Source organism: Nonomuraea turkmeniaca (genome assembly GCF_005889735.1).
Lineage (GTDB): Bacteria > Actinomycetota > Actinomycetes > Streptosporangiales > Streptosporangiaceae > Nonomuraea > Nonomuraea turkmeniaca.
Genome location: NZ_VCKY01000187.1, coordinates 1 through 20,999, shown reverse-complemented (window position 1 = coordinate 20,999; position 20,999 = coordinate 1). Strand labels below are relative to the sequence as shown.

At 70.4% G+C, this 20,999-nt stretch carries 19 protein-coding genes; 13 read left to right on the top strand and 6 right to left on the bottom strand.

Going from position 1 to position 20,999, the window contains the following annotated elements; translation table 11 throughout:
• On the top strand, positions 1-1,471 hold a 1,471-nt coding region (locus ETD86_RS39200; protein WP_138671697.1), incomplete at its 5' end, for a serine/threonine-protein kinase.
• Positions 1,472-1,505: 34 nt separating this feature from the next.
• Here ETD86_RS39200 and ETD86_RS39195 read toward each other — a convergent pair.
• Complete coding sequence (locus ETD86_RS39195; protein WP_138671696.1) at positions 1,506-2,402, bottom strand: sigma-70 family RNA polymerase sigma factor; 897 nt, start codon at positions 2,400-2,402, stop codon at positions 1,506-1,508.
• Positions 2,403-2,565: 163 nt separating this feature from the next.
• Positions 2,566-3,108 carry a mycothiol transferase gene (locus ETD86_RS39190; RefSeq protein ID WP_246148923.1) on the bottom strand — a complete coding sequence of 181 codons (543 nt, stop codon included), beginning with the start codon at positions 3,106-3,108 and terminating at the stop codon, positions 2,566-2,568.
• A gap of 91 nt (positions 3,109-3,199) precedes the next feature.
• On the opposite strand from ETD86_RS39190, the gene ETD86_RS39185 reads away from it, so the two are divergent.
• Positions 3,200-3,922, top strand: coding sequence for a phytanoyl-CoA dioxygenase family protein (locus ETD86_RS39185; protein ID WP_211370596.1), 723 nt, complete (start codon positions 3,200-3,202; stop codon positions 3,920-3,922).
• 298 nt (positions 3,923-4,220) lie between these two features.
• Here ETD86_RS39185 and ETD86_RS55865 read toward each other — a convergent pair whose 3' ends face one another.
• Complete coding sequence (locus tag ETD86_RS55865; protein WP_170223495.1) at positions 4,221-4,361, bottom strand: hypothetical protein; 141 nt, start codon at positions 4,359-4,361, stop codon at positions 4,221-4,223.
• 71 nt (positions 4,362-4,432) lie between these two features.
• Positions 4,433-4,993 carry a YceI family protein gene (locus ETD86_RS39180; protein ID WP_138671694.1) on the bottom strand — a complete coding sequence of 187 codons (561 nt, stop codon included), beginning with the start codon at positions 4,991-4,993 and terminating at the stop codon, positions 4,433-4,435.
• Positions 4,994-5,241: 248 nt separating this feature from the next.
• Here ETD86_RS39180 and ETD86_RS39175 point away from each other — a divergent pair, with 248 nt between their 5' ends.
• The 6 genes from ETD86_RS39175 (at position 5,242) to ETD86_RS59375 (ending at position 9,432) form a co-directional block, all read left to right on the top strand.
• Positions 5,242-6,357 (top strand): hypothetical protein, encoded by a 1,116-nt coding sequence (locus ETD86_RS39175; RefSeq protein ID WP_138671693.1) that lies wholly within the window; start codon positions 5,242-5,244, stop codon positions 6,355-6,357.
• A gap of 52 nt (positions 6,358-6,409) precedes the next feature.
• Positions 6,410-6,889 (top strand): PPOX class F420-dependent oxidoreductase, encoded by a 480-nt coding sequence (locus ETD86_RS39170; protein ID WP_138671692.1) that lies wholly within the window; start codon positions 6,410-6,412, stop codon positions 6,887-6,889.
• Between the two features lie 68 nt (positions 6,890-6,957).
• Entirely contained in the window at positions 6,958-7,398 is a 441-nt protein-coding gene (locus tag ETD86_RS39165; RefSeq protein WP_138671691.1) for an anthrone oxygenase family protein, read from the top strand.
• An 84-nt stretch (positions 7,399-7,482) separates the two neighbouring features.
• Complete coding sequence (locus ETD86_RS39160; protein WP_138671690.1) at positions 7,483-8,247, top strand: hypothetical protein; 765 nt, start codon at positions 7,483-7,485, stop codon at positions 8,245-8,247.
• A gap of 166 nt (positions 8,248-8,413) precedes the next feature.
• On the top strand, positions 8,414-9,142 hold the full coding sequence (locus ETD86_RS39155) for a hypothetical protein (protein WP_138671689.1): 729 nt from the start codon (positions 8,414-8,416) through the stop codon (positions 9,140-9,142).
• A 164-nt stretch (positions 9,143-9,306) separates the two neighbouring features.
• Complete coding sequence (locus tag ETD86_RS59375; RefSeq protein WP_281287028.1) at positions 9,307-9,432, top strand: hypothetical protein; 126 nt, start codon at positions 9,307-9,309, stop codon at positions 9,430-9,432.
• On the opposite strand, the gene ETD86_RS39145 is transcribed toward ETD86_RS59375, so the two are convergent.
• Positions 9,429-11,579, bottom strand: coding sequence for a DUF6055 domain-containing protein (locus ETD86_RS39145; RefSeq protein WP_211370595.1), 2,151 nt, complete (start codon positions 11,577-11,579; stop codon positions 9,429-9,431). The two genes, ETD86_RS59375 and ETD86_RS39145, sit on opposite strands and share 4 nt — an antisense overlap.
• Positions 11,580-11,843: 264 nt before the next feature.
• Here ETD86_RS39145 and ETD86_RS39140 point away from each other — a divergent pair, with 264 nt between their 5' ends.
• From ETD86_RS39140 to ETD86_RS39130, 3 genes are all read left to right on the top strand, one after another.
• Positions 11,844-12,608: a tetratricopeptide repeat protein gene (locus ETD86_RS39140; protein WP_138671688.1), complete on the top strand. Its 765-nt coding sequence runs from the start codon at positions 11,844-11,846 to the stop codon at positions 12,606-12,608.
• Positions 12,609-12,617: 9 nt separating this feature from the next.
• Positions 12,618-13,526 carry a hypothetical protein gene (locus tag ETD86_RS39135; RefSeq protein ID WP_138671687.1) on the top strand — a complete coding sequence of 303 codons (909 nt, stop codon included), beginning with the start codon at positions 12,618-12,620 and terminating at the stop codon, positions 13,524-13,526.
• 186 nt (positions 13,527-13,712) lie between these two features.
• Entirely contained in the window at positions 13,713-14,723 is a 1,011-nt protein-coding gene (locus ETD86_RS39130) for a BtrH N-terminal domain-containing protein (protein ID WP_138671686.1), read from the top strand.
• On the opposite strand, the gene ETD86_RS39125 is transcribed toward ETD86_RS39130, so the two are convergent.
• On the bottom strand, positions 14,720-17,518 hold the full coding sequence (locus tag ETD86_RS39125; RefSeq protein ID WP_211370594.1) for a SpoIIE family protein phosphatase: 2,799 nt from the start codon (positions 17,516-17,518) through the stop codon (positions 14,720-14,722). The genes ETD86_RS39130 and ETD86_RS39125 overlap by 4 nt on opposite strands.
• A 147-nt stretch (positions 17,519-17,665) precedes the next feature.
• On the opposite strand from ETD86_RS39125, the gene ETD86_RS39120 reads away from it, so the two are divergent.
• Together ETD86_RS39120 and ETD86_RS39115 are read left to right on the top strand one after the other, a co-directional pair.
• Positions 17,666-19,348: an ABC transporter ATP-binding protein gene (locus tag ETD86_RS39120; RefSeq protein WP_138671685.1), complete on the top strand. Its 1,683-nt coding sequence runs from the start codon at positions 17,666-17,668 to the stop codon at positions 19,346-19,348.
• Positions 19,345-20,999 (top strand): ABC transporter ATP-binding protein (locus ETD86_RS39115; protein ID WP_138671684.1); only part of this gene is annotated, 1,655 nt, incomplete at its 3' end. The genes ETD86_RS39120 and ETD86_RS39115, both read left to right, overlap by 4 nt.

The following is a 20,999-nucleotide window of genomic DNA, read 5'->3' as shown; positions in this document are numbered from 1 at the left end:
GTACCGGCTCGTCGGGGTGCTCGGCTCCGGCGGGCAGGGCACCGTCTACGTGGGACGGGACGGCGACGGCGGGCTCGTGGCGGTCAAGCTGCTCCACCCGCACCTGATGACCGACAAGCGGGCGCAACAACGTTTCCTGGGCGAGGTGGAGACCGCCAAGCGGGTGGCGCCCTTCTGCACGGCCCAGGTGCTCGACTTCGGGTTCGTCGGCGGCCGGCCGTACATCGTCAGCGAGTTCGTCGACGGGCCGTCGCTGCAGACCGCCGTGCAGGACAACGGGCCGCGCGGGGCGGCCGCTCTGCAGCGGCTGGCGGTCAACACCGCGACCGCGCTGGCGGCCATCCACGAGGCAGGGGTGGTGCACCGCGACCTCAAGCCCGGCAACGTGCTGCTCGGGCCGGAGGGGCCGGTCGTCATCGACTTCGGCATCGCCCGGGCGCTGGACCTCAGCCAGTCGGTCGTCAGCAGCCAGCCCATCGGCAGTCCCGCGTACATGGCGCCCGAGCAGATTGCCGGCGGCGACGTCGGGCCCGCGGCCGACCTGTTCGCCTGGGCCGCGACCATGGTGTACGCGGCCACCGGGCAGCGGGCCTTCGCCGGCGAGTCGATCCCTGGCATCCTGCACATCATCCTGCAGGGCGAGCCGGACCTCCGCGGTCTGGACGGGGCGCTGCGGGCGCTGCTGGAGGAGTGCCTGGCCAAGGACCCGACCCAGCGGCCCACCGCCGGCCAGGTGGTCGAACGGCTGCGTGCTCTTCCCGTCCCCGCCTGGCACACCGTGCCGGCCTCCGGCTCGGAAGGCGTGCCCGGTGTCCCGACCGCTCCTGGCCCCGCGGTCGCGGGCGCACCCGCGCAGAAGTCGGGCGGTCGGCGGCACGGCCTGATCATGGGTACGGCGGCCGCGGCCCTGCTCGTCACCACGGTGACCGGCTACTTCACCTTCGCACCCAGCGCAGCCGGCAACCAGTCGGCAGGGGCGCCCCCGACGGTGTCGCTCCCCGTGCTCTCCCCTTCCTCCAGCGTGCCCAGCGAGCCTCCCACCAGCGCACCCGCTTCGGGGGCCGTCAGGCAGTTGGCCAAGGCGGTGCCCAGCACGAGCGACACCCCGCGAAGCACGCCGAGCAAGACCCGCAAGCCGACGCGTACGGTGGCCGCGGTCGAGCCCACGACGAGCCCGACCCGCAAGCCCGTGACCAAGCCGACCAAGACCACGCCGCCCCCGAGCGACGACCCCCCAGCGCCCGCCCAAGGCACGATCGCCTTCACCGACGTCCAGGCATACTGCCAGGCGAACGGCTACAGCATGGCCTCCGGCAACTGGAACGCCCTGTCGTGCTTCGGCGGTGGCCCGAACTTCGCCGCGACCATCACCCCGACGACGGTCTGCCAGTGGAAGTACCAGGGCCGCAACGCGGTGGCCGAGAAGCCTGCGAACGGGGTGGTGCCCGAGGTGATCTGCCGGCTGTCCTGACGTGGGCAGCCGGGCGCTCGGGCACCGGTGTGTGTCAGCCGGTGAGGTCGGCCAGGTCCAGGGCGGCCACGCGGTCGGGGTCGGACAGGATGTCGATCGCGACGATCTTGCCGTCGGCGACGGTGAAGCTCATGACGGAGATCGGCTGGCCGTCGATGGCGTTGACCAGGCCGGCGATGCCATTGATCAGTGCGGGGTGGCTGGTGGTCGCGGTGGCCATGCGCCGGTAGGTGGCGGCCTGCCCGGCCACGGCCGCGGCACCACGGACGATCTTCAGGCCGCCGGTGAGAGCGCCGCCGTCGACGCGCAACACCGCGTCGGGATCGAGGATGGCCAGCAGCGCGTCGAAGTCGCCGTCGCGTGCGGCGACCAGGAACGCGTCCACCACCCGGCGCTGACCGGCCAGATCAGGGTCGGTGCTCGGGGCCGCGCCACGGACCCGCAGGCGCGCCCGGCTGGCGAGCTTCTTGGCCGTCGCAGGCGTCCGGTCCACGATGGGCGCGATCTCCTCGAACGGCAGCCCGAACATGTCATGCAGCACGAACGCCAGCCGTTCCGCCGGGGTCAGCGACTCCAGCACCACCAGCAGCGCCAGCCCCACCGAGTCGGCCAGCAACGCCTGCTGCTCCGGGTCGGCGACGTCGGCGGCGCCTTCCCGGCTGACCACCGGATCCGGGAGACGGGCTTCCAGCGACTCTTCACGCCGCCCCTTCCGGGCGCGGAGCATGTCCAGGCACACCCGGCCGACCACGGTGGTCAGCCAGCCGCCGAGGTTGTCGATGTCGTCAGCGTCCGAGCGGGCGAGCCGCAGCCACGCCTCCTGAACGGCGTCCTCGGCCTCCGTCAGCGAGCCGAGCATGCGGTACGCGACCGCCTTCAGATGAGGGCGGTGACCCTCGAACTCCACGGCCAGAAAGTCATCGGGCGTCACGGTCGCCTTCCCTTTCGGTCAACTGCCTCGTACCACTGACGGATCACATCCAGAAAAGGTGACACGAGGGAGCTCCGGCGGGAGTACGACCGGCTCGCCGCCGCCGTTCGCAGGAGGCACGTATGACCTCGGCCGCGGAGATGCGGCGGATCGCCGGAACCGGCTAGTCCGGCTGGGGCGGGTCCTCGCCCACCAGGCCGTCGATCGCCTCGCGGAACAGGTCCGCGTGGCCGACGTGCCGGGCGTATTCGTCGTGGACGTCGACCAGGATGCGGCGCACGTTGGGCGATTGGCCGTCCTCGGTGACGGTGAACCCTGCGGGCCGGTCGAGGCCGCCATCGGCCAGGACCTTCGCCACGGCGGCCCGCGTGCGGGCGACGGCTTGGCGCCAACGGGTGTAGAGCTCGTCGGGCGTGTCGTCGGCGGCGGCCTCCCATTCCCAGTCGTGTTCGGCGGTGTCCCAGGGCGGCGTGGGCCGCTCCCCGAACAGGCGCCAGGCCGCCGTCTCCTCCTCGACCCTGGTCAGGTGCTTGATCAACCCGCCCAGGGTCATCGTGCTCGGCGGGTGCGGCCGGTTCAGGGCGGCGGCGTCCAGGCCGCCGGTCTTCCAGGCGAACGTGGCACGGGAGCGGTCGAGGGCGAACAGCAGCGTCTCGACTTCACCGGCGGTCAGGGACGGCTCGTTGATGACGGTGTCGTCGGTCATGGTGCGCATGCTAGGGCTTCTTCCGGACGTTCTCCTTCCGGAATGTTGCCCAAGGAAAAATCCGATGGACTGCGTCGTTATGGTGGCTCGTATGACTGTCGTGGACATTGACCGTTTCGTGGCCGAAGGGTTCGTCAAGTTGGAGGCGGCCGTGCCCCGCGAGGTCGGGGACGCCGCCAGAACGCTGGTGTGGCAGCAGATCGGCCTGTCACCTGACGACCCCTCGGGCTGGCGCGAGCCCGTGGTGTGGACCGCCGACCTGGCCGGCCACGGCCCGTTCGGGGAGCTCATGCGCAGCCCCCGGCTGCATCAGGCGCTGGACGAGGTGGCCGGTCCCGGTGGATGGGTGCCGCGCGGCGCCATCGGCAACATGCCGATCCGCTTCCCCGGTAAGGCGTCGGTCGACGATCGGGGCTGGCACATCGACGCCTCCGTGGCCAGGCCCGACGGCTCGTGGGCCGTGTCGGGGCGGCCGGAGACGATGTTGTTGCTCGTGTTGCTGTCGGAGGTGGGTGACGACGACGCGCCGACCCGCATCCGGGTGGGCTCCCATCGTGACGCCGCACGGGCGCTGGGTGAGCAGGTGCTGGACCCGTTCGAGGCGGGGCCGCTGCTGGACGCGGCCTCCAAGGACCGGCCGGTGGCGTACGCGACCGGGCTGCCGGGTGACATGTACCTGGTGCACCCGCTGACCGTGCACGCGGCGGACGAGCACCGGGGGACGCGGCCGCGTTTCATGTCCCAGGGACCGGTGTTCCTGACCACGCCGGTCGCGCCGGGCGAGGGCAACGCCCTGGCGCGCGCCCTCACCTGATCTGCGGGAGATGATGCCCGGCGGCGCTGCCGTCTCCTGAGGGCTGGTGTGGACCCGGACGGTGTCCGCGTCGGGGCCTTCGATCGGCTCTCCCTCGACCGGCCACCACACATCACCGAACGGCGACGGCGCCTAGCTGTCGGCTCGTCGAGGATCGTCCGGCTCAGCCACGCGTACGACGCCGGAGACGTGGACACCGATCAGCCAGGAATCAATGATCTCGATCCGCTGCATGGCACAGTCGCGGAACGTCCCGGCACAGGTGGCGTCCTGGGCGCACAGGGCCGAAACGGACGGCTCAGAGTTCCGGACGGCCCTCGTCGGCCCGGTGGACGCGGGTCCAGGTGGCGCCGCACCGGCAGCCGTACTCCTCGACCAGCTCCCCGTCCTCGGTGACGGCCAGGCCGTTGTTGACGCGGACGTGGACGTGCTCGCTCATGGGGCCTGCTTCCGGGGGATCAGCCAGGCATTTGCGCAGCTCACAGGGGGTACGTCGAGCGTACCGTCACCTTAGGGCTCCTGGCGGAAGCTCAGGACGCCGTCGAACAGCACTTCTACCTCGTCGTTGAGCTTCAGCGCGCCCAACAACGCCGAGTACGGCTTGATCCCCCAACGGGACTGCTCGATGACCGCCGAGCACCGTACGCGGCCCTCCGCCAGCGAGCCCCGCACCGTGGCAGGCCGCGTGACGCCGGCGATGGCGAGGTCGCCCTCGACGCTGAACGACTCCGCCGTCGCATCAACCCTTGCCGACCGGAACGTGATCGTCGAGTGACGATCGGTGTGCAGGATCTTCTCCCGGATGATCTTCTGGATCTCGCCACGATCGGAGCTCGTCAGCGGCTTGACGCCACCCGTTCCTTCGCGGACTTCGATCGACGCGGCGTCGACCTCGACGGTCACCGACGAGTCGCCCGGGGCGGCGGGGTCCAGCGTGACGTCGCCGCGCCATCGGGTGACCTCGAGCGTGAGGTCATGGCCGACCTTCGCGCCCAGCCCGGTGCGGGTCGTCTTGACGAGGAGCCGGCCGGAGTCGGGTCCCAATGTGTAGCTACCTGCGGAGATGCTCACCCTTCCAGGCTAACCGCCAGCCGTCGGGCGGCTCGGATGGCGTCCGGTGTCGCCCAGTCGCCGACTCCGTGAACGTGACCCGCCGCGCAGCCGACGCACTCGCCGCCTCGCCAAAAAAGTTTTCCGCATTCCCGGCAAAAGCGCTGATCAACGACTTGCAACACCCGCAAAAGGCCTCCGGAACTGCGGTGTATCAAGCATCCTGAGCATGGCGCCACGCTCCCCTATCTCTACATAAGGAGCCCCGCGTGACCCGGTACGCCGTTGACCCAGTCCGCAACGCGCTCATCGCCTACTGGAGCACCGGGGTCGGCGAGATCGCCACCACCGTGGCGGAGCTCCCCTCAGGACCGAACGCACTCCGCCTGGCCACCTGCCTGACCGAGCTGTCACAGGCCTGCTGGCGCTGCTACACCCACCCGGCCAGCGCCGCCGAGCAGCAGGGGCCCAACAGCATCGGATGGCACCGCCAGCGGGAACGCGACGCCTTCAGCACTGTCGTGCCGGCCCTGACCAGGCATCGTCGGCCGCTCAACGGCGCCCGATCGTCCACCCGGGTCGAGGAGATGGCCCACCGGGTCGCACGCAACCTGTACGCGCTCAAGGCACCCCCTTTAACGGCACGCATCACGACCGAGGTCATCTCCGAACTGGCCGCCATCGAGCAGGCCGAACTCGGCGATCTGCGGGCACGGGCCCAGCAGGCCGTCATCCTCAGCCGCGAGGACGCCTCACCGCTCCAGGTCGCCCAGGCGGACACCATCCTCCACCGGCATCCCTTCGGCGCCGAAGAACTGTTCACGCGGATCGAGCCGACAGCGGCCGCCATCGCCGCCGCTCACTGGCTCCATGCGGCGACCATCGCCACCGCCGACCAGATCCGCCTCCACCCGGCGCAGATCCTCACCGAGGTCGACCGCGTCAAAGCCCTCGCCCAGGACAGCCTCGCCGAAATCGTCGGCGCGATGACCGCGGGCTCCTCCCCCTGGCAGGCGGTCATGCCGATGATCCGCAACGCCCTGCACGTCGCCGAAGGCCACCTTCGTGGCGTCACCGAGGCGAAACACCGGATAACCCGGGCCGAAGACCTCATCGCCAGGGCTCACGACAACCATCCCGAACTCGGCATCAGCATGGAGTCGGTCTTGCTGCCCATGACTCCGATCAATCCCACCCGCCCGGCTCTCGACCTCCTCGAGAACCTCCTGTCGGGAATCCGCGGTTGCTGGGTGCTGTACACGCAATACGCGGACACCTTCAGCGGCAGGGAGGCGGATGGTGATCCGGCGCGACATCGCCACACCGAGGCGTTCCTCACCGAGGTGCGGCAGGCCGCGGCGGCTCGCCGCGAGCGTCTGCTGTAGCCGCTCTCGATAGGGTCGTGAGCTGACCTGCTATGACCGAGAGGCACACCAGATGGCTCCGAACATCGCGACCGCGCGCCGCGTCGACCTGCCCGAACTGCTCGAGTTCCTCCGCCTCAGGCACCACGGCCTGCTGTCCACCACCCGTACGGACGGGCGGCCGCAGTTGTCGCCGGTCAGCTGCGGGGTCGACGAGGGCGGCCGGATCGTGGTCTCCACATATCCCGACCGTGCCAAGGCACGCAACGCCCGACGGGACGACCGGGTGTCGATCTGCGTGTTGTCCGATGACTGGAACGGCCCGTACGTCCAGGTGGACGGGCACGCTGAGGTGCTCGACATGCCCGAGGCCGTGGACGCGCTCGTCGAGTACTACCGGTGCATCGCCGGCGAGCACCCGGACTGGGATGAATACCGCGCGGCCATGCGGCGTCAGGACAAGTCGCTGATCCGCATCCACATCGACCGCTGGGGCCCGATCGCGACCGGCGGTTTCCCCGCGCGCCTCGTGTCCGGGAACGGGGACTCGTAGACGCCGGCGTATGCGGGTGAGTGGACCATGCATGGACCGTCTCACCCACGGCGCATCACCATATGAACATGTTGATACTCGCTCTGGTCACACTCGCCCTGCACGCCGCCATCGCCGGCCTCTTCTACACCTTCTCCATGTCCGTGATGCCCGGCCTGAACGCCATCGCCCCCGCCCAGGCCGAGGAGGCGATGCGAAGCATCAATCAGAAGATCCTCAATCCGTGGCTCTACCTCCCGTTCCTCGGCGCGCCACTCGCGGCGCTGGCGGCCGGGTTACTGGGAGGCGCTCCGGCCGCGGCATGGTTCTTCGCCGCCGCCGCGGTGAACTTCGTCGGCTCGTTCCTCGTCACGGTGGCGATCAACGTGCCGATGAACAACGCGCTCAACGCCGGCACGATGTCGTGGAAGGACTATTCACCCAGGTGGACGGCCTGGAACACACTCCGTGCCGTGGCGTCCTTCATCAGCCTCGTCCTGGTCGGGATCGGCCTAACAACCGGCCTGTAGCGTACAAAACCGCCAAAATCTTGGCATTCAGGCGCATATTCGGCCAAACTAGCTCCCACATCTGATCTATTACCGGGAGACACTATGCGTGCACTGTTGGCTACTTCGCCGGGGCGGCTCGATCGGAGGGGGTTCTTCGCCCTGACGGGCGCCGCGGGACTGGCCACCCTGGGATTGACGGGTACGGCGGAGGCGGCGGCCGGCCGCTACTTCAACCGCCGCATCCCGGACGAGGCCCACGCGCGGATGGGCAAGATGGCGCCCTCCGGCATCACCTCGTTCTCGTTCACACCGTCCAACGGCTGGGTCATCGTGACGCAGAACGGCGGCTATTTCGCCCCTAACATCCCGGACGAGTGCTTCGCCAAGCTCAAGCAGCTGATCGCCGCCGGGACCAGGATCCACTGCGTCGCGTTCCCGCCCGGGGGCGGCAACAGTTGGGTGATCACCGGGGACAAGGCGTTCTACGCCCGCAACATCCCCGAGGAGTGCTACCAGAAGATCGTCGCGTACTACAAGGCCGGCCAGCAGGTCGTGCACGTCGCCTTCCCGCCCGCGGGCGGGAACCGCTGGGTCGTGGTCGGCACGAAGGGCTTCTTCGCCCGCAACATCGACGAGGAGTGCTACCGGAGGATGCTCACCATGTCGCGGAGCGGGCGCCGCGTGACCCGGGTCGCCTTCCCCTACACGGGCGGATGGGCGGTCGTCGCCGGGAACGCGTTCTACACCCGCAACATCGACAACGAGTGCTTCCAGCAGATGAAGAAGTTCGCCGCGGGCGGCCAGCCGATCCACAACGTGGCCTTCTCCCCGGTCCGCAACGGCTGGTCCCTGATCTCCCGCGGCTGACCCCACGGGCGGCGCCCGTCGCGGCCCGTGTCGTCAGGTCGCAGAGTGCGATCGGCGTGCTCCTGGTCCGGGCGTATAGAAACCACCAAATCCGACAAATGCGGACTAAGGGGATGCGCACCGGATAGGAGGACAGGAAGGTCTCCATCATCGTGCAGGAGGGATCATGACCGCGACCCAGACGCGAGCACGCGCCGACGGTAAGGCACCTAGGCGGCTCACGCTGGACCTGCCGATGCTCAGCGTCGAGGTCCGCCCGCCCGAAGTCCGGATGCCGCACATCGAGATGCCGCACATGTCGATGCCACACGTGTCGATGCCGCACATCGAGATGCCGCACATCAGCAGGAAGGAGCTCGGCCACTACGTGGACGTCGCCCGTACGTTCCTGCCTGCACCCGAGAAGATCGCCTACTACGGAGCGCTCGGCGCGCTGGCGGCCTTCGGGGTCGTCGAATGGCCGGTCGCGGCCGCCATCGGCGCCGGCACGGTCATCGCCCAGCGGCGGCGAGGCCTTCCGCCGCCGGCCCGCCCGCGCCAAGCCTCCACACCGGCCACCCAGCCGACGTCGGCCACAGAAGCCACAACGACCACACGGGGCACGACCGCAAAGGGCACGACTGCAAAGGGCACGACCGCAAAGGGTGCCACCGCAAAGGGCGCCACCGCAAAGGGCACGACCACACGGGGCACGACCTCTACGCGGGGCACGACCACGGCACGCGGGGCAGCCTCGACAGGCGGGACGACCTCGACACGCGGGACGACCGCCACACGGAGCCGGGCCGCCACCACCACGGGCGGCGACAAGAGCGCAGCGCCCCGCGGGCGCAAGTCCACGACGACGACCGGCGGCCGCAAGGCCACGTCGACTTCCACCGCCGGCAAACGGTGACGCCGCGCACGTGACGCGCCCGCGCCGTGATCGGTCTCCACGGCCCGGGCGCGCATCGGTCATCGACAGTTCACCGAATAGATATGTTGATCATACCCGTATGTACACCTTTCTCCCGAAATATGCCTTTAGAGGAAGTTTCGAACCCCCCGTGAGGTGGAGAGTTGTCCGAGTTCCTGGCCTCGCTGCTCGCCAAGGCCGCCCTGATGCTTCTCGAGGCTCTGATCATGCGTTTCGTCCAGAGCCTCGCCACCGCGATCATGAACCCGGCGGGCCTCCGGCTCGCCTAACCGAGCGCGCGTACCTCCAGCAGCCCGACCGAAGCCTGGCCGCTCTGCAGCACGACCCGGAGCCGGGTGGTGCTGACCGCGCTGAACATGACCGGGTTGTAGGTCCCGGCCGCGATCGGGTAGCCGCTCGGGTTGGCCACGTCCACGTACGCGCTGCCGTTCCAGTACTGGAGCTTCCACGACGCGGGCACGCGCACCCCGCCCCCGTCGTCGAAGAAGTAGACCTCCGCCGACTTGATCGTCTGCGTCGAGGACCAGGTCAGCTCGGCCCATTGGGTCCCGGTCTCGGGCCAGGTGCCCCAGCGCGGGCTGGGCACGGTGCCGTCGTTGATCGCCGCGACGCTCTCCCACGGCGAGGTGTACGAGGCCGAGGGCGTCGCGCTCGCGGCCAGGTTGACCGGCGTGGGGTCGCCGCCGCCGCCGAAGGCCAGGTCGTTGTCGCTGAAGATCGGGTGGGGCGGGTTGACGTCCGTCTCGCCGGCGCCGCCGTCGCAGCGGCGATCGGGGTTGAACATCAGGTACGTCCCTGAGCCGCAGGCCGTGGCCGGCTCGGCGTCGCCGCCGATGACCACGCTGCCGCTGAGGTTGGCCCCGCCCTGGACCAGGGCGCTGTTCTTGACCACGGCGTTGCCGCCGACCGTGGCGCCGCTGTTCACCCAGGCGAGGTCCTCAACACGGGCGTTGCCGCTGACCGTGCTGTTGCCGTACACGGCGGCACGCGGGCCGACGTAGGCGGTGGCGGCCACGTTGGCCCGGTTGTCCACCCAGCCGCCGCCGTTGGAGTGCCAGTGGCCGTTGCCCGGCGCGGGCGGCTTCACGTGGCCCGGCTCGAAGCCCCACGGCGTGGCGCCCTGCAGGCGGAACTGGTACGGGTAGCGGTAGTTCTTCGGGTAACCGTCGAGGAAGGCGTACTTGTGCACGGTCCCCGGCGCGCCGACGACCACGAGGTAGACGTCCCTCTCGCCCGGCTGAGTCTGGAAGGTCACCTCGCCGTTGGAGGAGTTGTGGACGGGGCCGTAGCGCGGGGTGCCGTTCCTGACCGCGACGAACCCGTACGACCAGCCCGACTGCGCGCCGGAGTTGACGTGACCGCGGAAGCGCATCCGGATGAGGGCGCCGTCGCTGCTCGGCACGAGACGGATCTTGTTGTAGCCGTAGTCGGACGGCGCGAGGGCGTCCGAGATGCGGAAGTGCCCGGCCGAGGCGTTGACCGCCTCCACGTTGACGCCGTTGTAGGCGGTGATGAACGGATAGAGGCTGTTGATGAACGGCATGAAGTCGGCCCGGTTGGAGTAGTCCCAGGTGACGTTGCGCTGGGCGTACTCGCCGAGGCGGCGGTTGAGCTCAGCCTGGTCGATGCCGGCGATGCGGCGGTAGGTCTCCAGCGGGTGCTCGGTGTTCCTGGCCTCGTTCCACATGCGGTTGAACATGGCCAGGCCGTCGCGGTCCTTGATGTACTGCGCGAGCATCCAGGCGCCGTAGTGGTGGCGGCTGCTGCTGTAGGCGAGGTTCTCCGTGCGGATGAACCTGGTGAGGTCGCCCGCGGCCGTCCTCGGGTAGACCTGCATGGCCATGAACTCGGCGCTCGCCTCCCAGAACGTCCCGGCGCTCGGGTGCGTGAACCCGTACCCGGACCGGCCGAGGAAGGTGTAGTTCTGGAACACGTGGGCCAGTTCGTGGGCCAGGCCCCAGGATCCGGGCTGGGCGGCCCCGGGGGCGATGTTGATGACCCCGACCCTGCCGTCGGTCGAGCCGCCCGTAGCCCAGGCGTCCAAGGGTGCGTTCGACCAGGTCCTCGTGATGATCACGATGATCTTGTGCTGGGCCAGGAGGCCGGTCTCCGGCGTGAACCGCATCGTGTTCACGTAGAAGCTGTAGAGGCTCTCCAACTGGCTGAGGATGTTGTCGGGGTCGAAGCGATACTGCGTGGGCGCGTTGCGCGGATCGGTGCCCGACCGGTCGCCCCACAGGAGGATGAAGTTGGCCGACTCCTTCGTACGCTCCTGCACCCACGGCACCTCGCCGGTGCTCTGCCAGCGGGACGGGATGTAGACCGTCTTGGCGAGGCCGGACGCGGGCGGCGGGGCCACGAATAAGGCGCCGAGGATCATGACTAGGGCGACGGTCGCCGCCCGCAATCGTCTCACTGCGAACCTCCTGAACTGTGAGAAGGCCAGGCCGTGGTTAGCGCTAACATCCCTGCGCCGCCCTGGCGGTATGTCACATATCGAAGCGGGTCCGAGTGTCGAGAGGTCCACAGGGGATGTCAAGAGCCGCGCGTGCCACCCGTCATGATCAGCTGCGTGAGCTGTGCGGGGCCGCCGAAGGCGGGAGTGAAAGTTACACACGCTTGATCCAAGAATTCGCCAGCTCATGTTCCGCACGAAGAGACGCGGTAATGACCTGTGATCGTGAAGAGGACTCTGCCGGGATGGTGGCTGGCCGTGGCCGGCATGGCGCTGACCTTCGGGTGCGCGGGCGACCTGGGCGGGTCCCAGCAGCAGACCTACAACCCGCCGCCGGTGAAGGTCAGGCCGAAGAAGAGCGTCGTCCCGCCGGAAGGCGGCGGCGACGTGCCCCACCCCACGTACGACGTGTGCTGGAAATGCCAGAGGGGGTTGGCGGAAGGCCGGGACGCGGAGGTGGCGAGTGTCATGGGAAAGGAGGCGGCGCAGGCCGCGGCCCTGCGCGGCGGGATGAGCATCCCCAGCAAGCGGGCGGTCGCGCTGGTGTGCTTGGGGACGGCCCAGGCGAACCTGGGGCAGCACGAAGAGGCGCTCAAGAGCCTCGAGGCGGCAGAGGACGTACAGGAACATCTTCCCGCCGTGGTGCGCCCGCAGCTGCTCGAGCTGCTCTACCACGCCGAGTTGGTCAGCGCCTCGGCCCTCGGTGATGACGCCAGGGCCGACCGGGCGCTCGACCGCCTCGGCGAGGTCACGGGGGACACGGACCGCTACGTCCAGGACAGGTGCGCGGTCGCGCCGGATCGTCAGGCCCTGCCGGAGTGCGGCGGATCCGAGTCCCCGTCCGTCGAGCCGCATACGTCGGCCACCCCGGACGGGACAGAGACCCGATCGCCCGAGGGGACCCCGGAGGTCGAACGGGAGTCGCCCGCCCCCGCTCCGGACGACGAGCCCGACACCGATGACGGCCCCGCATCGCCCATCGAGTCGTAGAGCCGCCGGATGGACACGCCCGCAAGCGCCGACGAGCCGGCGCTTGCCGATCAGAAACTCACCCGTGTGTGGAGCGTGCTCTCCCACATCGTGTCGCCGACCGCCTTCATCGCGGCACTCATGGTCTATTTCGGCGCGCTGCTCGCCAACAACACCTACCGCATGCTCGGCCTGGAACCGACCCTCTTGGGCCTGTCGTGGCAGGACTACATGCTGTACAGCGTCATCCTGGCCGAGCCGTTGGTGATCATGTTGCTGGTGGTGCTCGCCGCGCTCCCGGCCCACACGCTGCTGGTGCATTTCCTCGCCGGTCGCCGGAGGATCACCATGGGGGCGGCCGCGGTGCTGGCCGTGCTGGGAATCGCCGGCGTGGCGACGGGGGTGTCGCTGATGGCGAGTTGGCTGAAGCTGGGGGGCAGAGCACCGGTCGCCTCGATCTGCCTGGGCCTGGGGCTGTTCGCCCTGGGTTACGCCGTCTCGCTGCATACCACGGTGCACCCTTATCCCAGGGCCTCCCCCACCACCCGGATCGTCCAGCGGACGGTCTTCGTGGCCCTGCTGGCCCTCCTGCTGATGTGGTCGCTCGCCGAGCTCGCGCGGATACGCGCATCCGATTTCGTCCAGATGCTGCAGCAGTATCCAAGCCTGCTGCACGACGCCGTCGTCTACGCCCCGCGGCGGCTGCACCTGGAGGGCCCCGGCATCGTGGAGACCCCGCTCCCGGGGGAGAACTCGATGTTCCGCTACCGGTACTCCGGCCTGAGCCTGCTGATCCATACCGATGAGAAGTACTTCCTGCTTCCTGCGTGCTGGGCGACGATGGACCGGGTCCGGGCGATCTCCCTGCCGGCCGACGATTCGCTTCGTCTGGAGTTCTCCCAATACACCCCGCTGCCGGACTGCCCGCCCGTGCAGTAACGTGGGGGGCGGCGCCGTCCTGCGCCGGACCTTCTGACCGCGTGCCCACGCCACGCGGCACCTGCGAAGGCAGAGGGGATCGATGTCCTCGGGGCGAGACCTTCGATCGAGTCGGGTTTCTCTTCGGACGGCGGGTCGCGCAGCCGGAGCGTGGGTCCTTCGCGCGGGGCCGCCTCAGGAGCGATCATGACCGATCACCAGCATCTCAAGCGCCGGGTACGCGACCGCATGGCCAGGACCGGCGAGTCCTACACCACCGCCCACCGCCACGTCACCGCGCGTGCCGGGCGCCACCACCACGAGTCGGCGCTGCTGCGGCGCGTGCTGGGCGGCGGCTACTCCGAGGCCATGCTGCTGGGGCTCGGCGGCGGCATCGGGTTCATGTACTTCGTCTTCGAGTACGCCGGCCACGCCCCGATGCTGACGATCGTGGCCCAGGCACACCCCGAGCCGATGATCCCGCGAGCGCTGGGCCGGGCCGGCATCCCGTACGAGACCCGCCAGACCGGCTCCCCCAAGGTCGCCGAGCGTCACCTGCGGGCCGCACTCGACGCGGGCCGGCAACCGATCTGCCGGGTCGGCCGCTTCCAGCTGCCCTGGCGGCCGGACCTGCCGTTCCCCGACCCGGTCGACGTCGCGGTGACCGGCCTGGCCGGCGACATCGTGCACGTGTACGACGACGAGCCGGCCGAGCTGCCACTGGCCGGCTTCATGACGGCGTGGTCGGCGATCAAGAAGTCCAAACACCACCTCATCGAGGTGACCGGGCCCGCGACCGGGGAACCCGACGTGGCCGGCGCGATCAGGGACACCGTCGCCAAGCTGACCGGTCCCGTCCTGGGCAACAACTTCGACGCCAACTTCGGGCTGTCGGGCATGCGCAAGCTGGCCGCCCAGCTCGCCGACACCACCGGCAAGCAGGGCTGGACCCGCCGTTTCCCCGACCCCGGGCCGGCGCTCGACCGGCTGCGGGACTGCCTGGAGTCCGAGTACACGACGCCCGGCGCCACCCGCCCGCTGTACGCCGACTTCCTGACCGAGATCGGGCACGCCGACGCCGCGGCCGTCTACCGGGCGGCAGGCAGGCAGTGGTCCCGGATGGCCACGGCCCGCACGTCGTTCCCGGAGCTGGCCGAGCTCGTGGCGGAGGCCGTACGACTGGAAGAGGCGGGTGTGGAGGCCTTGCGACGGATCTAGGAGGGCAGGAGCTGTTCGGCCCAGATGCATTTGCCGTCGGCGGTGAAGCGGGTGCCCCAGCGCTGGGAGACGGCGGCGACGAGTTGGAGCCCGCGGCCGCCTTCGTCGGTGTCCGCGGCGTGGCGGATCCTGGGTATGGTCTGGCTGCCGTCGGAGACCTCGCACAGGAGGGTCGTGCCGCGCAGCAGGCGGAGCCGGATCGGGCCCTTGGCGTGGCGGATGACGTTGGCGACCAGCTCGCTGGCCACCAGTTCGGTGGTCGGCACCAGGTCCTCCAGGTGCCAGCCGGCCAGCTGTTCCTGTACGTGCTCGCGGGCTTCGCCGGCCGCGATCGGGTCGTGGGGCAACGCCCAGGTGGCGACGTTCTCGGGTGCCAGCCGGTGCGTATGCGCGAGGAGCAGGGCCGCGCCGTCACTGGCCGGTTGCTGGACGGGCCGCAGGGCGCTGGTGACGGTGTCGCACAGGCGGTCCAGGTCGGTGCGGGATCGGGGACGGGCGCCGGTCAGGAGCCCGGTGAACCGGGCCATGCCGTCGTCCATGCTCCGGGCGCCGGACTCGATCAGGTCGTCGGTGTACAGCACCAAAAGGGTGTGATCCGGCAGGCACAACTCGATCGTGGTGAAGGGCGGGTCCGCGCTGCCGAGCCGCGCATCGGGCGACTTGTCCAGGACCTGGACGGTGCCGTCGGGGTGGACCAGGGCGGGCGGGGGATGCCCCGCGTTGACGATGGCACAGTCGCCGCTGGCAGGGTCGTACACGGCGTACAGGCAGGTGACGTGGATCTGGTCGCCGAACTCTTTGGCCAGGTCGTTGAGGTGGGCGAGGAGCTCCTCGGGCGGCAGCTCGAGGCTCGCGAGGGTGCGCATGGCCGTGCGCAGGCGTCCGATGGTGGCGGCCTGGGGCACGCCGTGTCCTTTGACGTCGCCGATGACGAGGGCCACTCGCTCCGCGGACAGCGGGATGGTGTCGTACCAGCATCCGCCGAATTCCGGGCGGACGGCCGGGAGATAGCGGACCGCCGCGGTGATGCAGGGGAGCGACGGCAACTCGGGGAGCAGCAGGTGTTGCAGCTCCTCGGCACGCGCGTGCTCGGCGTCGTACAGGCAGGCCCGGGCCAGCGCCTGGGCGATCAGCCCGCTCAGGGCGGTGAGCAGCGTGCGTTCCTCGCCGGTGAACCGGTGCGGGAGGCCGAAGGAGATCACGCAGCAGCCCCCTGGCTGCCCGGGGACGACGAGCGGGAGCAGCACCCAGGCGTTCATGCCCGGGTCGGCCATCAGGATGTCGGCGCCCGGCCACTGCTCCCGGCCTTCGATGAAGGCCGGGACTCCGGTCTGGAGCACGTCGGTGACGACGGAACGTTCGCCGGCCGGACGCTGCTCGATCCAGTCGAGTACCGCGGGTGGATGTCCGGCGGCCCCGACGACGTACAGGCGGTCGTCTTCGAGCGTGACGATCAGCAGTCCGGTGGCGTCGAAGGGCGGCAGGACCCGCTCGGTGATGACGTGCACCACGTCCATGGCGCTCACCGCCTCGCCGAGGGCACGGGTCAGCTCCTGGGTCCAGGCGGCCCGCTCCGCGGTGGCCCGTTCGGCGGCGGCGCGCTCGGCGTCGCGGAGACGTTTCTCGGTGACGTCGGCGAAGTAGAACGTCAGGCCGTCCGGCACCGGCATCAGCCGTACGTGGTACCACCGCTGGTCGGTCGGCCACTGCACGTCGAAGCCGGCGGGCGCGCGGTCGGCGGCCGCCTGGAGTGCCCGTGCCCGCAACTCGGCGAGGTCGCCCGCGGGCAGGTCCCACAACACCCGTCCGGCGAGCTCGGTGGATCCCAGGAGGCGCTCGCCGTCGAGGTTGGCGAAGACGATCCGCCACTCACGGTCCACCGCCAGGAAGGCGTCGCTCATGTACTGCAGCGCGCGGCCGGCCGACTCCCTGGCGACCCGGCTCTCGGTCGTGTCCCAGACGGTGCCGAGCATGCGTACCGGCTCGCCGTGCTCGTCCAGGATCAGGCGGCCGCGCGCGTGCATCCAGCCGGTGGTGCCGTCGGGGCGGCGGACGCGGTACTCGATCTCGTACAGGCTCCTGGTGCGGACGGCCTCCTCTTTCGCGGCCATCACCCTGGGCAGGTCCTGCGGGTGGACGATGTTCACCCAGGTGTCGATGTTGTGCGGGCCGGTGGCGGGGTCGATGCCCAGCACCGTCAGCGCGGATTCGTCCCAGCACACGTCGCCGGTGCGGATGTCCCACTCCCAGGACCCGGCCTTGGCCGCCTTCAAAGCCTGCTGCAGGTACGAGCCGGCCTGCCACAAACGGGCCGTACCCATGCTGGGCTCCGGGGAGCCGAGTCGTTCGGACAGCCAGGAGGCCAGCGCCTGGAGGAAGGCCCGCCGGTCGCCGGGTGGTGCGGCGGGCCCGTCGGTCAGCACGGACAGGATGCCGAGTGACGCGTCGGAGGTGCCGCCCAGCGGAACCGCCGTCATCATCACGGTGTGCGCCGCGAGCGGGACCGGCAGGTAGGTCAGCACCCCGTCGTCCAGCGCGCGACAGATCGCGTACCGGAGATCACCGTGCGTCGCCAGGTCCGTCGGGGGCAGCCCGGAGGCGACCACCAGGCGCAGCTCGTGGCTGCCGGTGGGGCCGCGCCAATGCACCATGCCGCTCAGCGCGTGCAGGTCGGCGACCGCCTGGTCCAGCGCGTACTGCAGGACCTCGATGTCGCTGAGACCGGTGCACGCGGCCGCGAGTATGCGCAGCCGCTCCTCTTCCGACACGGCAGCGGAGGCTTCGTCTATCGCCATCCTTGCCCCCCGTGCGTGTGACAGATCGCGCCCATGGCACGTGCGAAACACCAGCCCCTGTCTCATGGTAGCGAACGGCTGTCAACTCCCAGGTGAGCGCACCTCCCGGCCGTGAATGCCCGTGGTCCGATCGCTAGACTGCGGATCATGGAAACCGGCAAACCGGACTTTCGTAGCGCTGGCCGGTACCTCTGGTGGTTGGTCCGCACCCAGCGTGGCCGGTGCGCCGCGGGCGCGGTGCTGGGGAGCACGTGGATGGTGGGGCTGACGTTGCCGCCGTACCTGCTGTCGCGTGCCATCGACGACGGGTTGACGCCCGGGCACCTGCCCACGCTGGCGGGGTGGGCGGCCGCGCTGTTAGCCGTCGGGGTGGTGAACGCCTGGCTGGCCATCATGCGGCATCGCACGATGACCCGGGTGCGGATGCATGGTGCCTTCCGCACCGTCGAGGCCGTGGTCTCACAGGCGACCCGGCTGGGCGCGGCGCTGTCGCGCAAGGCCACGGCGGGTGAGGTCGTCACGATCGGATTCACCGACGTCGTCGTGATCGCTCAGACGCTGACCATCACGGGGCCGGGCGTGGGCGCTGTTCTGGCGTACATCGTCGTGGCCGTGCTGTTGCTGACCGTCTCGCCGCTGCTCGCCGTGGTGGTGCTGGCCGGCGTACCGCTGCTCGTGCTGCTGGCCGGGCCGCTGTTCGGGCGGCTGCGCAAGGCCGAGACGACGTACCGGGCAGGGCAGGGCGCGCTCGCCGCCCGGTTCGTGGACATCGCCGGCGGACTGCGCGTGCTCAACGGCCTCGGCGGCAAGGACGTGTACGCCGAGCGCTACCGGCGTGGCTCCCAGGAGCTGCGGGCGGAGGGTTATCGAGTCGGCGCCGTGACGAGCTGGATCCAGGCGCTCGGCGTCGGCCTGCCGACCCTGTTCATCGGAGCCGTGACGTGGCTGGCGGCGCGGATGGCCGCCCAGGGGGACATCACGGTCGGCGAGCTGGTGGCGGTCTATGGGTACACCGCCGTGCTGGTGGTGCCGGTCTCGTTCTTCATCGAGGGCGGGTACGACGCCACCCGCGGCATCGTCGCGGCGCGCCGGGTCGTCCAGTTCCTTTCCTTGAAACCCGTTCCGCGTGGGGACGCCGACCCGCCGCCGGCGGCGGCGACCCTGCGTGATCCGGAGTCCGGGGTCGAGATCGCGCCAGGGAAGCTCACCGCGCTGGTCAGCACCCGGCCCGCGGATTCGGCTGCGGTGGTCGATCGGTTGGGCCGGTTCGCCGAGCCGGCCGCGACGTGGGGCGGGATCAGCCTCGACGAGATCGATCTGACCCAGGTGCGCGAGCGGATCCTGGTCGCCGACAACGAGGCGGACCTGTTCGCCGGCACGCTGCGGGACGTCGTCTCGGGCAAAGGCTCTCCCGATGACGAGGCCATCGAGCAGGCCCTGTACGCCGCCGTGGCGCAGGACATCGTGCGCGGGCTGCCGGACGGGCTCGGCTCGGCCATCGATCCGCAGGGCCGCAACCTGTCGGGTGGCCAGCGGCAGCGGGTGCGGCTGGCGCGGGCGCTGCTGGCCGATCCCGAGACGTTGCTGGCCGTCGAGCCCACGTCGGCGGTGGACGCGCACACGGAGGCGGCCGTCGCGGGCCGGCTGCGTGCCGCGCGATCGGGGCGTACCACGGTCGTCACCAGCACCTCGCCGCTCGTTCTTGACCAGGCGGACACCGTCCACTACCTGGTGGACGGCGTGGTCGTGGCGACCGGCGGCCATCAGGACCTCCTGGCCGGCGAGCCCGGCTACCGGCTCCTGGTGTCGCGTGAGACGGAGGCCTCATGAGGGGCCTGCCGGTGGCAGAGCCGTCCCGGGTGCGCCGCGCCGCGCTGCGGCTGATCCGGCGGGACGGCCGGGCCTTCGCCGCCATGATCGCCCTCAACGCGCTGGCCGCCGGGGCGGGCCTGGTCGGGCCGTGGTTCCTGGGCCGCATCGTCGACGCGGTCAAGACGGGTGGCGGGGTCGGGACGGTGGATCGGCTGGCGCTCGGCATCCTCGTCTTCGCGCTGGCCCAGCTCCTCCTAGCGCGATATGCCAGCTATGTCGGGCATCGGTTCGGGGAACGGACGCTCGCACGCGTACGGGAGGAGGTCGCCGACCGGGCGCTCGCCGTACCCGCCTCCGTGATCGAGCGGGCGGGCACCGGCGACCTGACCGCCCGCGGGACCGCTGACGTGGCGGCGGTCGGGACGATCGTGCGCGACGCCGGGCCCGACGTGCTGATCGCCGGGGTGCAGGCGCTGTTCATCGTGGGAGCGGTCTTCGTGCTCGACCCGTTGCTCGGCGGGATCGGGGTGGTGGGACTGCTGGGGATCTGGTTCGCCGTGCGGTGGTATCTGCGGCGGGCGCTGTCCGCGTACCTGGCTGAGGGGGAGGCCAACTCCGCCCTCGCGGAGCAGCTCGCGGCCACCGCGGCGGGGGCGCGGACGGTGGAGGCGCTGGGGCTGCAGGAGCGGCGGATCGCGGTCTGCCACGACGCCGTCCAGACGTGCCGGCGCACCCGGCTGCGGACGTTGTTCCTGCGTAGCGTGCTCTTTCCGATCGTGGACGTCTCGTACACCGTCCCGGTGGTGGGCGTGCTGCTGGCCGGGGCGGTACTGCACCAGCGCGGGCTGATGACCCTGGGCGCGGTGATCGCCGCGGCGCTGTATCTGCGGCAGCTCTCCCAGCCGCTGGACGTCATCCTGCTGCGGATCGAGCAGTTGCATAGCAGCGGCGCGTCCTTCGCCCGCGTCGAGGGACTCGGACTGGTGTCGTCACCCGGTCCCCGGGACGGCCGGGTGCCTGATGGCGATGTGATCGAGGTGGCGGGGGTGCGGTACGCGTACGAGGGCGGGGGCGATGTCCTGCACGGGGTCGACCTGGTGGTGCGGCCCGGGGAGCGGCTCGCGATCGTCGGGGCGTCGGGTGCCGGGAAGACGACGCTGGGGCGGCTGCTGGCGGGCATCGACGAGCCGCGCACCGGTTCGGTGACGGTGGGGCGGGTCCCGATCAGCCATCTGGACCCCTCGGAGCTGCGGCGGCGCATCGTGCTCGTCACCCAGGAGCACCACGTCTTTCTCGGGACCGTCCGGGACAACCTGCAGATCGCGGCCCCCTCTGCCGACGATGACGAGCTGCGGGCGGCGCTCGCCGCTGTGGGCGCCGCCGAGTGGGTCGACGGGTTGCCGGACGGGCTCGACACGGAAGTGGGGGCCGCGGGTCACCGGGTGGACGGGGCGCAGGCTCAGCAACTGGCTCTGGCTCGGGTGGTGCTGGCCGACCCGCACACCTTGGTGCTGGATGAGGCGACGGCGCTGTTGGATCCGCGGACGGCGCGGCATACGGAGCGGGCGCTGGCCGCCGTTCTGGACGGGCGGACAGTGATCGCCATCGCGCATCGGCTGCAGACGGCTCGTGATGCCGATCGGGTGGCTGTCATGGACGAGGGGCGGGT